The sequence below is a fragment of the Sulfitobacter sp. TBRI5 genome (assembly GCF_051013555.1).
Lineage (GTDB): Bacteria > Pseudomonadota > Alphaproteobacteria > Rhodobacterales > Rhodobacteraceae > JL08.
On sequence record NZ_CP112884.1, the window covers coordinates 2,536,695 to 2,549,830 of the forward strand.

General features: G+C 58.2%; 15 protein-coding genes and 1 pseudogene. 12 read left to right on the forward strand and 4 right to left on the reverse strand.

All coding sequences use genetic code 11. The annotated features are described in order from the left end of the window. Positions 1-107: 107 nt before the first annotated feature. Together OLX72_RS12755 and OLX72_RS12760 are read left to right on the forward strand one after the other, a co-directional pair. Complete coding sequence (locus OLX72_RS12755; protein ID WP_433988812.1) at positions 108-1,040, forward strand: fatty acid desaturase; 933 nt, start codon at positions 108-110, stop codon at positions 1,038-1,040. A 19-nt stretch (positions 1,041-1,059) separates the two neighbouring features. Then, positions 1,060-1,962 (forward strand): DMT family transporter, encoded by a 903-nt coding sequence (locus OLX72_RS12760; protein WP_114870915.1) that lies wholly within the window; start codon positions 1,060-1,062, stop codon positions 1,960-1,962. 17 nt (positions 1,963-1,979) lie between these two features. Here the strand turns inward: OLX72_RS12760 and OLX72_RS12765 are convergent, their stop codons facing one another. Together OLX72_RS12765 and OLX72_RS12770 are read right to left on the reverse strand one after the other, a co-directional pair. Further along, the gene (locus OLX72_RS12765) at positions 1,980-2,675 is read right to left on the reverse strand and encodes an NUDIX hydrolase (RefSeq protein ID WP_114870914.1); all 696 of its coding nucleotides are present in this window, start codon (positions 2,673-2,675) and stop codon (positions 1,980-1,982) included. A 24-nt stretch (positions 2,676-2,699) separates the two neighbouring features. After that, positions 2,700-3,107, reverse strand: coding sequence for a DUF983 domain-containing protein (locus OLX72_RS12770; protein WP_433988813.1), 408 nt, complete (start codon positions 3,105-3,107; stop codon positions 2,700-2,702). A 238-nt stretch (positions 3,108-3,345) separates the two neighbouring features. On the opposite strand from OLX72_RS12770, the gene OLX72_RS12775 reads away from it, so the two are divergent. The 4 genes from OLX72_RS12775 (at position 3,346) to OLX72_RS12790 (ending at position 5,304) form a co-directional block, all read left to right on the forward strand. Beyond that, the gene (locus OLX72_RS12775) at positions 3,346-3,798 is read left to right on the forward strand and encodes an EF-hand domain-containing protein (RefSeq protein ID WP_433988814.1); all 453 of its coding nucleotides are present in this window, start codon (positions 3,346-3,348) and stop codon (positions 3,796-3,798) included. A gap of 63 nt (positions 3,799-3,861) precedes the next feature. Beyond that, positions 3,862-4,452 (forward strand): RNA polymerase sigma factor, encoded by a 591-nt coding sequence (locus tag OLX72_RS12780; RefSeq protein ID WP_433988815.1) that lies wholly within the window; start codon positions 3,862-3,864, stop codon positions 4,450-4,452. Further along, positions 4,439-4,822: a hypothetical protein gene (locus OLX72_RS12785; protein ID WP_162798094.1), complete on the forward strand. Its 384-nt coding sequence runs from the start codon at positions 4,439-4,441 to the stop codon at positions 4,820-4,822. The genes OLX72_RS12780 and OLX72_RS12785 overlap by 14 nt, the downstream gene beginning before the upstream one ends. Then, positions 4,819-5,304 (forward strand): periplasmic heavy metal sensor, encoded by a 486-nt coding sequence (locus OLX72_RS12790; protein WP_114870909.1) that lies wholly within the window; start codon positions 4,819-4,821, stop codon positions 5,302-5,304. The genes OLX72_RS12785 and OLX72_RS12790 overlap by 4 nt, the downstream gene beginning before the upstream one ends. Positions 5,305-5,307: 3 nt before the next feature. Here OLX72_RS12790 and OLX72_RS12795 read toward each other — a convergent pair whose 3' ends face one another. Beyond that, a complete protein-coding gene (locus OLX72_RS12795; protein WP_162798093.1) occupies positions 5,308-6,768 on the reverse strand; it encodes a diguanylate cyclase in 1,461 nt (486 codons plus the stop codon). A gap of 71 nt (positions 6,769-6,839) precedes the next feature. On the opposite strand from OLX72_RS12795, the gene OLX72_RS12800 reads away from it, so the two are divergent. From OLX72_RS12800 to OLX72_RS12820, 5 genes are all read left to right on the forward strand, one after another. Next, a complete protein-coding gene (locus OLX72_RS12800) occupies positions 6,840-7,124 on the forward strand; it encodes a DUF3572 domain-containing protein (RefSeq protein WP_114872345.1) in 285 nt (94 codons plus the stop codon). Positions 7,125-7,129: 5 nt separating this feature from the next. Next, complete coding sequence (locus OLX72_RS12805) at positions 7,130-7,834, forward strand: HAD family hydrolase (protein ID WP_114870907.1); 705 nt, start codon at positions 7,130-7,132, stop codon at positions 7,832-7,834. A gap of 121 nt (positions 7,835-7,955) precedes the next feature. Next, positions 7,956-9,515, forward strand: a complete 1,560-nt coding sequence (locus tag OLX72_RS12810) for a trimethylamine methyltransferase family protein (protein ID WP_114870906.1) — start codon at positions 7,956-7,958, stop codon at positions 9,513-9,515. Between the two features lie 93 nt (positions 9,516-9,608). Beyond that, on the forward strand, positions 9,609-11,375 hold the full coding sequence (locus OLX72_RS12815) for a DUF4153 domain-containing protein (protein WP_433988816.1): 1,767 nt from the start codon (positions 9,609-9,611) through the stop codon (positions 11,373-11,375). 68 nt (positions 11,376-11,443) lie between these two features. Then, positions 11,444-11,638 carry a hypothetical protein gene (locus OLX72_RS12820; protein WP_433990491.1) on the forward strand — a complete coding sequence of 65 codons (195 nt, stop codon included), beginning with the start codon at positions 11,444-11,446 and terminating at the stop codon, positions 11,636-11,638. Here the strand turns inward: OLX72_RS12820 and OLX72_RS12825 are convergent. Continuing rightward, positions 11,589-12,293: pseudogene (locus tag OLX72_RS12825) on the reverse strand (IS6 family transposase). The gene OLX72_RS12820 and the pseudogene OLX72_RS12825 sit on opposite strands and share 50 nt — an antisense overlap. Before the next feature lie 333 nt (positions 12,294-12,626). Between OLX72_RS12825 and OLX72_RS12830 the strand changes: the two are divergent. Then, positions 12,627-13,046 carry a hypothetical protein gene (locus OLX72_RS12830; RefSeq protein WP_433988817.1) on the forward strand — a complete coding sequence of 140 codons (420 nt, stop codon included), beginning with the start codon at positions 12,627-12,629 and terminating at the stop codon, positions 13,044-13,046. Positions 13,047-13,136: the final 90 nt, after the last annotated feature.

The following is a 13,136-nucleotide window of genomic DNA, read 5'->3' on the forward strand; positions in this document are numbered from 1 at the left end:
TGGTGATAAATATCACAGTTAGTTTGTTTTGTTAACTGTATTCGGAATGTTCACAGCCACGTGAAGTGTCGTATCGCTGTTACATTCCACTTAACTCGGACACATTAATGGACGCCACTCACCGCTTTGATCCTGTTCACAAACTGCCAGATGTACGGGCAGTCGAATGGCCCACCCTGTCCCTGATTCTGGGCGCCAGTGCCGTCTGGATACTGGCAACGACGCTGATCAGCGCGATTTCACTGCCGCTGGGCATCGTCGTGACGACGTTGGCGATTGCGCTGCTGTCATCGCTTAGTCACGAAGTGCTGCACGGGCATCCGTTCCGGAACCAGAAGTGGAACGAGGCGCTGGTTTTCATCCAGCCGAACCTGTTTGTCCCCTATGGCCGGTTTCGCGACACGCACCTTGCGCATCACCACGATGAAGATCTTACCGACCCTTATGATGATCCCGAGAGCAATTATTTCGATCCGGCGGTATGGGCGCGGCAACCACGTTTTGTGCGCTGGATCTACCGGTTCAACAATACGCTGCTGGGCCGTATGCTGATTGGCACGGCGTTGGGACAAATCAGTTTCATGTGCGCCGACTGGCGTTTGATCCGTGGCGGCGACCGGTCGGTTGCAACCGCATGGGCGCTGCATCTGGTCGGTGTTGTCTTGGTGGTGTGGTGGGTGATCGCGGTTTCCGCCATGCCGTTCTGGGCCTACCTGCTTGCGGCATATTGCGGTATGGCGCTGATCAAGATCCGGACCTTTCTGGAACATCGGGCACATGAAAAATGCCGCGCCCGAACTGTGATCATCGAAGATCGTGGAATTCTGGCATTTCTGTTTCTGAACAACAACTTTCACGTCGTTCATCATGCGCATCCCAAAGTGGCGTGGTACCGCCTTCCGGCGTTGTATGAAGCCCGCAAAGAGGCGTTTCAGGCGCGAAACGAAAGCTATGTCTACCGGTCATACCGTGATGTTTTCGCCCGTTATTTCCTGCGCACCAAGGATCCGGTTCCGCATCCTCTCTGGCGGCCAAAGTAAATCTGCGCCATAGCAGGGCATGAGCCTTTGGATCCCTGTCACACTGGCCGCCGCGTTTTTCCAGACGCTGCGGTTCATGCTGCAAAAACACCTAAGCCGCGTTGATCTGTCCCCGGCAGGGGCCACATTTGCGCGGTTTTTCTATTCTGCGCCGCTGGTTGCCGTTTTGCTGGCGCTATACCTGAACGCGTCAGGGCAAGCACTGCCAACGCTTGGGCTTGCCTTCTGGATCTATGGGGCGGCGGGCGGTGCGGCGCAAATTCTTGCCACCATTTGCGTTGTCATGCTGTTCAAGCAACGAAATTTTGCCGTGGGCATAACCTTTAAGAAAACCGAAGTGATCCAGACGGTTCTGGTAGGGTGGGTCATTCTGAGCGAAGGCGTGTCGATCTGGGGATTTGCCGCGATCCTGATCGGTTTGATCGGCGTGCTGTTGCTGTCTGACCCGCCGGGTGGTGACGGGGTGTGGCTGCGCAGAATTGCCAATCGCGCCGCCGGTATCGGTTTGGTGTCGGGCGTGTTCTTTGCGATCTCGGGGGTGTGTTATCGCGGTGCCTCGCTTGAGATTGCCAGTGCCGATCCGCTGTTGCGGGCGGGTGTGACGTTAAGCGCGGTGACGGCCATGCAAATGGTGGCAATGGCGATTTGGCTGCGCCTGCGCGAGGCGGGCGAAATCACGGCTGTCTGGCGCGTTCGCAAGGTGGCGGGCTGGATCGGGCTGACCTCGATGGCGGGATCAATGTGCTGGTTCACGGCGTTTACCCTGCAAACGGCGGCCTACGTCAATGCGCTGGGGCAGGTCGAACTGATTTTCAGTCTGCTCGCCTCGACCTTGTTTTTTCGTGAAACGATTTCAAGGCGGGAAATATTCGGCATCGCCATTCTGGCAATCAGTATCCTGATGCTGATTCTTGTCATCTGACCACGCCTGAGGCGTATCTAGTCCGGCATGGGGTGGCCGCGCAGGCGCAGGAACAGGCTCTCTTCGTCGTTATTGCGGAAATAGGGCACCGATGCGGGCGGGGCGGGGTCGGTTGCGCGTGCCCCGACCTCGCTCAGGACGACTTCGGTGATAAAGGGCAGATCAAAGCGGCGTACCTGCCCCAGTGGAATCCATTGCAGGTGCGATAGTTCATCCGATGCGGCGGAAAAATCATCCGGATCACTGGCCAGCGTATCGGCATCCACCAGAAAAAACCGTGCATCAAACCGGCGCGGCCGCCCCGGCGGGGTCAGCGCGCGGAACACAAACTGTAACGGGGTGGCATTTGGCAGGTGGCCGGTGGCGGCAAAGCCGGCCCAGTCTTGCGGCACTGTGCCGGACCAGCGCCCCGGCACACCCAGAACCTGCCCGGTTTCTTCCCAGAGTTCACGAATGGCGGCTGCGGCCAGGGCATATTCCAGCCCGGCTTCGGATTGATCGCGCAGTCGGGTCAGGCACAGATCCGACAGCGCGCCAGCCAGCGGTACCTGTGCATCGGTTGCATCGACCGCGCCGCCGGGAAAGACGAATTTGTTTGGCATGAACGCGGCTTTGGCCCCGCGCTGGCCCATCAGAATATGTGGATTGCTTTGGCGATCGCGTAAAAGGATGACAGTGGCAGCGTTTCGGATTGCCGATTTATCGATAGCCATATTGTCCCTTTTTACCTGCGCTTGTCAGGGTGCGGTGCGAAACCCGTACATGTTGCGCGCCCATTGAAACCCGACGATTGAGCCCTTCAGTCGTGGCAAAAGGTAAAGAGACAAAGCCACACAGCCAACCGCAAATATTGTGAACAGCGTCAACGGTTCCGGACGCCAGCGCACAAACGCAAAATGCAGCAGCGGTGCCATCAGGTGGCCGACAATCAGAATCGTCAGATAGGCGGGACCGTCATCTGCGCGGTGGTGATACAATTCCTGATTACAAACTGTACAGGTCTTGTTTACGGTCAGATACCCCTTGAGAAGCGCCCCACTGCCGCAATTCGGGCATTTGCGGCGCCACCCGCGGTAAATCGCAGGCCAAACGGCGTGATCCGTTTCCTGATCCGCTTCGGATCGGGCATCTACAGTGTCTTGCATTTTGTTTTCCCTGGCTGGACGCAACCGTTTTTTGACTAGCTTCCTGCGCTTTCCGCACGGCAATTGCGAGGACGCATTTCGTCATTGCGGCGTTCCGTCGCAAAGCTTCATCTCTGGATTGTGCGGTTCGGCGGATGGTCAACTTTTTTTCGACGGAACCACCGCCGGTATACGTAAAAGAAATGTTCGCCCCGCAACAGGGCGCAACGGATCAGACAGATAACGGAGTTCATCGAACATGAAACGCACAGCAATCATCACAGGTATCATTCTGGCCGGGTTCAGCGTTACGGCGCTTGCATCGGTCGCCGTGGCCAAGGGGCAGCGCGGCCACCACATGACATTCTCGCAGATCGATACGGACGGGAACGGACAGATCACACGCGAGGAAATGCAATCGATTGTTGAAAACCGCTTTGCCGCGGCAGATGCGGATGCGGACGGGTTTCTGACGCGGGCAGAGCTTGAAAAGGCCGCGGCGGAACGGGCTAAAGAACGCGTCACCCAAATGATGGAGCGGATGGACACGGACGGTGACGGCAAGATTACGCTGGCCGAGATGAAACCGCGGCGGGATCCTTCACGGATGTTCGACCGCGTGGACAGCGACAGCGACGGGGTGATTTCACAGGCGGAATTCGATGCCTTTCATGCCCAACGCAAAGGCCGCCACTCGGACAAGCAGGATTGATCGGGCGCAGGGCGGCGCAAGCTGAACTTGTTTGCCGCCCTTGCCGTTGATAGCCCTGCGAGGATGGGAATGCCGCTGGATTCACGACAGGATGTGCCGGATGAGGCGTTGTTGGCATTATACGCCAATGGCGATGCCGATGCGGCTTTCGTTCTGACACAACGCCTGACGCCGCGGGTGTTCGGGCTTGCCGTTCGCATGCTTGGGGATGCCAGCGAGGCCGAGGATGTTGTGCAGGAGGCGATGTTGCGCCTGTGGCGCATCGCACCGGAATGGCGGCAGGGCGAAGCACAGGTTGCAACGTGGTTGTATCGTGTGGCCTTGAACCTTGCGACCGACCGTCTGCGGCTGCGCAAGCGGCAGGGGCCGCCGCTTGATGCTATCGATGACCCAGCCAGCCCCGAACCGGGTGCGCCGGAACGGTTGCAGGACAAGGCGCGCACCTTGGCCCTGCAAGCGGCGCTGGATGATCTGCCGGAGAGGCAAAAGCAAGCGGTCGTCCTGCGCCATATCGAAGGTCTGGCCAACCCCGAAATCGGGCAGATCATGGGGATCACCACCGAAGCTGTGGAAAGCCTGACGGCACGGGGAAAACGGGCGCTGGGTGCGGCCCTGGCCGGACGCCGCGCAGAACTGGGATATGATGATGACTGATCAAAACGATATGAACGCAAGGCTGGAGTCCGAGTTTGCCGCGGCGCGTCGCAGCCGGCACGAACCTTCGCCGGATTTGATGGCGCGCGTGCTGTCCGATGCGCTGGCGCACCAGCCCAGACCGGCCATGGCGCGCGCCGCTGCGCCCGCGCGGGCCGGGTTTGGAACACGCATATTCGGGTTTCTGGGCGGCTGGGCGGCCATGGGCGGTCTGGCGACAGCCACGATTGTCGGATTCTGGATTGGCATCCGTCCACCCGACATGATTGAAACGCCGACCAATGCGCTTTTTTCACAGAACGATACGCTGGCGCTGGTTGATGCCGACCTGAGCGATTTCAGCTGGAATTTCGAGGATCCGAACCCATGACCGAAAAAAACGATCACAAATCAAAGTGGGGGTGGGGCCGGATTGTTCTGGTTGTGTCCCTTGCGCTGAACCTTGCTGTTGCCGGGGCCGTTGCAGGTATGGCGTTCCGGTTTGGTGGCGGTGAACACCGTGCGCATGGCCGGGATTTTGCCGCCCCCTTTATTCGTGCGCTGGATCATCGCGATCGCGCGGAACTGCGGGAAGAGTTGCGGCGTGCGGGCAAGGCCATACCGGACCGGCGGGCGCAAAGCGCGGCGCTATACACAGAGATCGGCGTTGCATTGCGCGCTGACCCCTTTGATGCCGGTCGGGTTGCCGCGCTGATGGCAGAGCGGCAGGCAGGGCTGGCGGCCCGCATGACAGCAGCGCAGGATATCTGGTTGCGCCATGTCACCGCGATGACAGCATCCGAACGGGTGGCCTATGCCGACAGGTTGGAAGACGCGGCCAGCCGTGGGTTTCACGGCCGGGATGACAATTAGGGATCAGGCGGCGGGCCTGCTCATCCTGACGCAGTTGCGCCCCTTGTCCTTGGCTTTGTAAAGGGCCTGATCGGCTGCATCCAGCAAACGCGCGACGGTGTCGGCCTGTACCATATCGGGAAGAAACGGCGCGGTGTCAGGGTCGCCCGCGATGGCGACGCCAATGCTGATGGTGACGTGCAGCGGCGGGACCAGCGATGCCGGCTGTATATCGGATGCAACGGGGTTTTTCATCACCGGCGTTTCCTGAACGGCGCTGCAAAGACGGCGCGCGGCGGTGCGGGCTGCTTTCAGGCCTGTATTGGGCATGACGATCAGAAATTCCTCTCCGCCAAAGCGGGCGACCAGATCGACGGCGCGCAAATTCCGGCGCAATCGCTGTGCCACATCTATTAGTACCGCATCGCCGACAGCGTGGCCGAACCGGTCATTGATCGATTTGAAATGGTCAAGATCTGCAATCATGACGGCAAATGGTTTGTCCGTACGCATCGCGGTTTCCATTATGCGGGCCAGATGTGGCAAGGCGTAACGGCGGTTGTAAAGACCTGTCAGCGGATCGGTCACGGCTGCCTGCGCGCCACTGCGCATGGTTTCACGCAATCGGTCCGATTGCCGCTTGCGCGACAATTGCGTGGTCAGGCGCAAGGCAAATTCGGCTGCATCAACGCCATCGGGCATCGCATCGTCTGCGCCCAGATCAAAGGCATCTGCCGCGGTGTGCTGGCACCCGGCGGCTGTGATGACGATGATCGCGGCATGCCGGGTGCTGGCGCGCGCGCGGATATCGGCCAGCAATCGCAATCCCGGATCGGGCTCGCTGTTCGTCAGCGCGATAACAAACACATCCGGCGTGTTCTGTTCATCCAGTGCGCCCATCGCGCTTTTGATGCTGTGCGCATGAACATCGTGCGCGACGCCTGCCGTGATCGTGCCGGCCAGGTGTTGCGCATCGGTCAGATCGGTTGCGACTAGGGCAATCCGGCCTGGACCTGAAAAGCCGTAGGCGTCTTCGCAAAAGCCCAAAGCGCGCGATGTGCCATCGCGCAGGCGCAATTCCTGCGTCGTGGCCTGCGCGCGCAGAAGTGAGCGGATACGCGCCAGCAGAAGACCATCCGCAACCGGTTTTGACAGGATGTCTTCTGCGCCCGCCCGAAGGGCTTGCAACCGGAAGGCCGGGCTGTCCTTTTCGGTGATCATCACAATGGGAACAGTGCTTAACGCGGCATTGGATTTCATCGACTTGCAGAATTCAAACGTCCCGTTCTGCGGCAGATCGCCGGACAGAATAACCAGATCGGGCGGTGATGCGTGAACACGGTCCACTGCCGCATCCAAGGAAGGTGCCGATGCGACATCGTAAAAGGCGGCAGAGAACGTGACGGTCAACATGATCCGGTTGGTCGCCACGGCATCGACGATAAGGACCTTGGCCTGCATCTGGCTGCCTTTCCGGGCTTGCATTTCCTTGATGCGCAAGTTTTTAGTGACAGAGGTTAATAAAGCCTTTCGATTTCCAGGAAAAAGCGAGTCATATGTCGCTGTCGCAAGAAGCCGCTGAAACTGTTGCCTTGCAGGCCCTTGCGTGGCTGGCAGGAAACGAAGACCTGTTGCCGGTTTTTCTGGGATCAACAGGCGCATCTGAATCCGATTTGCGTTCGCGCATCTCATCGCCTGATTTCCTGTTGTCAGTGCTTGATTTCCTGATGATGGATGATGCCTGGGTGATCGCGTTTTGTGATGCATCCTCAATCCCTTACGAGCGCCCGATGCAGGCGCGCCATGCATTGCCCGGTGGGGCGCCCACCCATTGGACCTGACCCCTATGCAACCTGATCACCGACGTGCCGATGCCATCTGTTTTGACAAGGACGGCACGCTTTTCGATTTTGCGACCACGTGGAACGGGTGGGCCGGGCAGGTGATTGCAGACCTTGCCAAGGGCGACGCCGAAGTTGCGGCAAGAATTGCACTGTCCTGCGGGTACGATCTGGAGGCAAGGCGGATCTTGCCGGGTAGTCCGATTGTTGCGGCGACAAATCGCGAAGTTGCAGAATCAATGGCGGCGGGTGTTCCGGACCGCGACATTGCCGAGATTGAAACCTATTTGACAATGTCCGCCTCTCACGCGCCGCTTGCCCCTGCCGTTCCCTTGGTACCGTTCCTTCAGGGGCTTGCCGGGCAGGGGGTGGCGCTGGGTGTGATGACCAATGATACCGAATTCGGTGCGCGCGCCCACCTGAGCAGTGCCGGCGTGCTGGACCTATTTGATTTTGTTGCTGGTTTTGACAGCGGGCACGGCGCGAAACCGTCACCTGATCCGCTGTTGGCCTTTTGTCTTGCGGTTGCCGCCACGCCGGAAAGATCGGTCATGGTCGGGGACAGCCGGCACGATCTGATTGCCGGACGCGCGGCGGGAATGCAGACTGTGGGTGTTCTAACAGGGATGGCCGAACTGGCCGATCTTGCCCCCTTTGCGGATGTGGTTTTGCCCGATATCGGCCATTTGCCGCTGTGGTTGACGTCCTGACGGGCCTGCTATGATCCCAAGCGACCCTTTTTAGGTAAAAACGACACCGCTTGTCGCAATCGGTAAGGCGTTCTGGCCCGTTCCCTCCACATGATGGATTGACCCATTCGGAGGAACCATCATGGCGGACGTGAAAGAGCGCAGGAAACGGGGCGGCGGACGTGCCGGGAACACGGCGCGGCGTGGCGGCGAGGTTGTGGACCAGATGCCATGGCGTCTGATCAGGAATACTGATCGTCCGACCGAACCGCTGGGAACGGAAGGCGTCAACGCCATTCACGAAGGCGCGATGCGCATTCTGGAAGAAATCGGCATCGAATTCCTTAATCACGAAGCGCTGGCCATCCTGAAAGAGGCCGGGTGTACGATCGACGGCGAAAACGTGCGTATGGGGCGCGATTTCGTGATGGAGATGGTCGGCAAGGCGCCATCGCAATTCACGCTGACACCCCGGAACAAGGCGCACGAAATCATTATCGGCGGCAACTACATGGCGTTTGGAAACGTATCCTCGCCGCCCAATTACTGGGATATGGAGATCGGCACCAAAGTGCCGGGCACGCGCGAGATGTGCCGCAATCTTCTGAAACTGACGCAGTATTTCAACTGTATCCACTTTGCCGGCGGTTATCCGGTAGAACCGGTGGATATCCATGCATCGGTGCGCCATCTGGATGTGCTTTATGACAAGCTGACGCTGACCGACAAGGTCATGCATGCCTATTCGCTGGGCACAGAGCGCGTTGAAGATGTGATGGAAATGGTGCGGATTTCCGGCGGCTGGACCCACGAGGAATTCGAAGCCAGCCCCAAGATGTACACCAACATCAATTCGACCTCGCCGCTCAAGCACGATATCCCGATGCTGGACGGCTGGATGCGCATGGCGCGCCGCAATCAAGGGCTGGTGGTCACGCCGTTCACGCTGGCTGGCGCAATGGCGCCTGTGACGATGTCGGGCGCGGTTGCGCAATCCCTGGCCGAAGCCCTGTGTGCGGTTGCCCTTGCGCAATACATCCGGCCCGGCGCGGCAACGGCAATTGGCACGTTCACATCAAATGTCGATATGAAATCCGGCGCGCCGGCGTTTGGCACGCCCGAATACATGCGCGCGACGCAAATGACCGGCCAGATGGCGCGGTTTTATGATCTGCCGATGCGCGCCAGCGGCGTTTGCGCAGCAAACGTGCCTGACGGGCAGGCGATGTGGGAAACATCGAATTCGCTGTGGTCCGCGGTGCAATCGGGCGCGAACATGGTCTACCATGCTGCGGGCTGGTTGGAAGGCGGGCTGATCGCAAGCCCCGAAAAATTCATCATGGATTGCGAAATTCTGCAAATGATCCAACGATACATGGAGCCTGCCATCACGGCGACAGGACCGGACGAAATCGCGTTTGATGCGATCAAGGACGTTGGCGCGGGCGGGCATTTCTTTGGAACGCCGCACACGCAGGAACGCTATGAAACCGCGTTTTATTCGCCCATTGTCAGCGACTGGAAGAACTATGAAGGCTGGGAAGCGGCCGGCGGCGTCTGGACACCGGAACGGGCGCATCACATGTTCAAGAATATCGTGAACAGTTTCGAAGAGCCGCCGATGGACCCGGCCATCCGTGACGAACTGGCCGCATTTGTCGAGCGGCGCAAGGCAGAAGGCGGTGCACCAACGGATTTCTGATCTGTTCGGTTAAGACTAGCACAAATGGCGGGCTGGTTCAGATGAACCGGCCCGTTTAACATGACCCTGTCAGAGCAAATCCGGAGGCAGGACATGAGCCCTAAAGAACAAGACCGCACCATCTTGCTGGATCGCGTGGCAATGGCGGTTCTGGGTACCGCTGCAGGTGTGTCTTTCTGGTTGCTGGTCGAGGTGCTGCCAGACACCGATGTGCACCCGCGTCTTTATCTGGCTGTGTTCGCCCTGGCGGCGGTGTTTTTCGGTGTGGCGCTGGCGCTGTGTGGGCCGGTTTCGATCCTGCGGGCGGTGGCCGCTGCGTTGGCGGTGGGTGTGCCGTCTGCTGCATTGCTCAGCCTTGCCGGATTGCGGTTCGCCGATGCAGCAGACATCGCGCGCAGCCCGCCTACGTTGATGATGTTCATCATCATGGTTTCTGTGGCGACACCGTTTCTGGCCGTGTGGTTGCAGGACAGAACGAGTTGGCGGCGCTATCCGGATCTGTTCGATGCAGCCTGGACGATCACGGTTAGATATCTGGCGGCGTGGCTGTTCGTGGGCGTGGCATGGCTGGTTCTGATGCTGTCAAACGCCTTGCTCGGGTTGGTCGGGGTGGATGTGATCGAGAACCTTTTGGATGTCGAACCTGTCCCTTATGCGTTTTCCGGCCTAGTTCTTGGGATTGCGCTTGCTGTCGTGCATGAACTGCGCAGCTATTTGTCGCCCTATCTGCTGTTGCGCCTTTTGCGGCTGCTTTTGCCGGTTGTCCTGCTGGTGGTACTGATTTTCATTGCCGCGCTGCCGCTGCGCGGACTGTCGAGCCTGTTCGGGGACTTTTCCGCAGCCGGGACACTGATGGGCGTAACCATCGGCGCGATTACACTGATTACCATAGCGCTGGACCGCGATAACGGATTGGCTGTGCACACCCCGCTGATGCGCTCTGCAACGCAGGTTCTGGCGCTGGCATTGCCGGTTCTGGGGGCGCTTGCGCTTTATGCGATTGTGCTGCGGGTGACGCAGTACGGCTGGACACCGGACCGTGTGTTTGCGGCGGTCTGCGCCACGTTTCTTTTGGCTTACGGGGTCTGTTATGCGGTGGTTGCGCTGGCACGGCGGCACTGGATGGACAGGATCAGACGTGTCAACGTAACACTGGCTTTGGTTCTGATCGCGATTGCCGCGCTGTGGATGACACCGCTGCTGCATGCCGAAAAAATTTCGACCGGCAGCCAGATTGCTCGCTACCAGTCGGGGCAGGCAATGGCCGCGCAATTGCCGCTTTGGGAAATGGACAAGGAGTGGGGCAAGGCAGGGCAGCGCGGACTGGCGCGACTGGAAGAGCTGGACAGCGATGGCGCGCTGGCGCCGATGATTGCGGCTGCCCGTGAGGCCGATAGCAAATATGCGCTGGAGAACCTTCAGAACGTCGCGTTGGGGCAGGCCCGCGTCGCGGATCTGATCAAAGTCATGCCGGTGAGGCCCGAGGGTGAAACCCTGCGCGCCAGCGATCTGGCGGCAGTACATGTGACGGTGGTCGAGCGATGGTATCAAGCCTGTTCGGCATCTCTGTCAGATCAGGCCCCTTCTTGTGTTCTGGTCATCGGTGAACTGGATGAGACGGGCGAGCGGCAGGGCATGTTTTTCGCGCAAGTCGAAGGGCAGAACGCATTTGTCGAACTGATTTCGCTGGGGCAGGGCGATCAGAGCTGGGCGCGCAATATGTATGACCTCGCCAACACACAAAGAGCGTTTGTTCCCGACGGTACGGTGGCAAGAATATTGTCGGGCGATTTCCGCATCGGGCCCAGCCGTCAAAAGGCGCTTTTTGTAGGCGACATGGAACTTGTTCCCGACAATTGAATATATTGGGGGTTTCTTAACGCCCGCCGCGCCAAGGTGTCTTTGGGAAACGGGAGTGAGACACCATTATGCATGGCTTGATCAACAAGGCGATTGAACGCTTTGTGCGCGATACCTGTGGTGATCCGGACTGGGACCGGATCGTTGCCGCCGCCGGGCTGGTGCTGTCAGACCAATTTGAACTCGTCTCTGCAAGGACAGTAAGGCTGATCCTTATGCCGCACCGAGACCGCGCCACTCAGCCAGAGCGGCGGCGCGGTTGAGTTTGAAATTCGTTCGACTTGAGAGGCTGCGTTCCTAATTAAAATGGTTGTAGACGGAAGCGTGGACGGAGGCGAATTTCTGCAAACTTCGCATGCGTCTGAACCGAAGCATGGCTCGCTCTCGTCGTCGAAACGGCAGGTGTGAATTCTCCACTCGGTTATTCAGCCAGCGACCCGTTTCCTGCTTGTCTGCGACGCCAATCTCTTTAAGCGCAGCGCCGTACGATGCCAGCCCGTCCGTGACGATGACTTCTGGGCGACCATGCTTACGCATTGCTTTCTTTAAGAATTTCAATGCGGCCTTCTTGTCACGGGTCTTTGTCACGAAGCTTTCCAGAACTTCGCCTTCATGATCGACGGCCCGCCAAAGATAATGTCGCTCCCCGTTGATCTTCACGAACATCTCGTCCAGATGCCAGCGCCACCGGCTGGATTTCAAACCCTCAATCCGCCGTTTTCGGATCTCAGAAGCAAACATCGGACCGAACCGATGCCACCAAAATCGAACGGCCTCGTGGCTCACGTCGATGCCGCGTTCGTGGAGCAAATCTTCCACATTGCGCAGCGACAGCGGGAAACGGGCGTACAGCATTACCGCCAGGCGGATGATCTCTCGGCTCGTTTTAAAATAGCGAAATGGATCAGGTTTGGTCATCCGACGAGGCTACAAAACCGCCCTGTCCGCCTCAAGCGGTTTTGCTCTGACAATGCCCCGAAACAGCCCGCCTTTCCTAGTCTGCGCGATGCGATAAAGAAGCGACTTTCCTCCAACAATTGTCAGAATGTAAGCTCCATCGAGTGGTGGGCAAACCATGGCTGCGCTACTGATCACCTACCGCCGATCCTTGGCAAATCGCCAAAGTACTCGACATAGGTTGAGTAAGCGAAATCACCCCAGAAATACCACGTTACCCAAGGAATCAAAGCTCCAAAACCGATAACTAGCGTGTCATTCAAGTTGAGCCGATGCAGTAAAAAGATCCCAGCCATGCAGGTAAGTAATGGCGCTGAAAGAGCAAGAAATAAAAGAACTGGGTATGTGACAAAAACCGGAGTGAGGAAGACATTGCCAAAGACAAGCGCGAAGACCGGAATGCTAGCTATCAAAAACTTCTTCCAAAAGCCTAGGCTGGATTTCTTTTTCTGGAACAGGCTTGATCCGGCCCCATCTCTGACATGCTTCAAAAGCTTCACCTCTCTGCGCCGTTATGTAACTGGGATAAAGAGATTTTTCAATTCAGAATTCCAACGTGACTTTCCGCAAATGACGGCTTGCACAACGATTGCGATGCATGCTGGCGACGTCAGGATTGTCGTGCTCAGCCAAGCAAAGAGGCTAAACTATCAGCAAGCCAAAAATGGAACTATCATGCTTGTACAAAATGCATTCAATGCCATAGCGAAATAGCGCTCTGGTCGAACTAGACTCGAAGCTGCGGCAGTCGCAAGATTTATGAAACGTGCCCGAATAAGAAACCCGAAATCGATTCCTGCAAAG

What these genes read in the sequence shown, in the direction of transcription:
- OLX72_RS12755 (WP_433988812.1), top strand. Translation starts at nt 108, where the DNA reads ATGGACGCCACTCACCGCTTTGATCCTGTTCACAAACTGCCAGATGTA.
- OLX72_RS12760 (WP_114870915.1), top strand. Translation starts at nt 1,060, where the DNA reads ATGAGCCTTTGGATCCCTGTCACACTGGCCGCCGCGTTTTTCCAGACG.
- OLX72_RS12765 (WP_114870914.1), bottom strand. Translation starts at nt 2,675, where the DNA reads ATGGCTATCGATAAATCGGCAATCCGAAACGCTGCCACTGTCATCCTT.
- OLX72_RS12770 (WP_433988813.1), bottom strand. Translation starts at nt 3,107, where the DNA reads ATGCAAGACACTGTAGATGCCCGATCCGAAGCGGATCAGGAAACGGAT.
- OLX72_RS12775 (WP_433988814.1), top strand. Translation starts at nt 3,346, where the DNA reads ATGAAACGCACAGCAATCATCACAGGTATCATTCTGGCCGGGTTCAGC.
- OLX72_RS12780 (WP_433988815.1), top strand. Translation starts at nt 3,862, where the DNA reads ATGGGAATGCCGCTGGATTCACGACAGGATGTGCCGGATGAGGCGTTG.
- OLX72_RS12785 (WP_162798094.1), top strand. Translation starts at nt 4,439, where the DNA reads ATGATGATGACTGATCAAAACGATATGAACGCAAGGCTGGAGTCCGAG.
- OLX72_RS12790 (WP_114870909.1), top strand. Translation starts at nt 4,819, where the DNA reads ATGACCGAAAAAAACGATCACAAATCAAAGTGGGGGTGGGGCCGGATT.
- OLX72_RS12795 (WP_162798093.1), bottom strand. Translation starts at nt 6,768, where the DNA reads ATGCAAGCCCGGAAAGGCAGCCAGATGCAGGCCAAGGTCCTTATCGTC.
- OLX72_RS12800 (WP_114872345.1), top strand. Translation starts at nt 6,840, where the DNA reads ATGTCGCTGTCGCAAGAAGCCGCTGAAACTGTTGCCTTGCAGGCCCTT.
- OLX72_RS12805 (WP_114870907.1), top strand. Translation starts at nt 7,130, where the DNA reads ATGCAACCTGATCACCGACGTGCCGATGCCATCTGTTTTGACAAGGAC.
- OLX72_RS12810 (WP_114870906.1), top strand. Translation starts at nt 7,956, where the DNA reads ATGGCGGACGTGAAAGAGCGCAGGAAACGGGGCGGCGGACGTGCCGGG.
- OLX72_RS12815 (WP_433988816.1), top strand. Translation starts at nt 9,609, where the DNA reads ATGAGCCCTAAAGAACAAGACCGCACCATCTTGCTGGATCGCGTGGCA.
- OLX72_RS12820 (WP_433990491.1), top strand. Translation starts at nt 11,444, where the DNA reads ATGCATGGCTTGATCAACAAGGCGATTGAACGCTTTGTGCGCGATACC.
- OLX72_RS12830 (WP_433988817.1), top strand. Translation starts at nt 12,627, where the DNA reads ATGCAGGTAAGTAATGGCGCTGAAAGAGCAAGAAATAAAAGAACTGGG.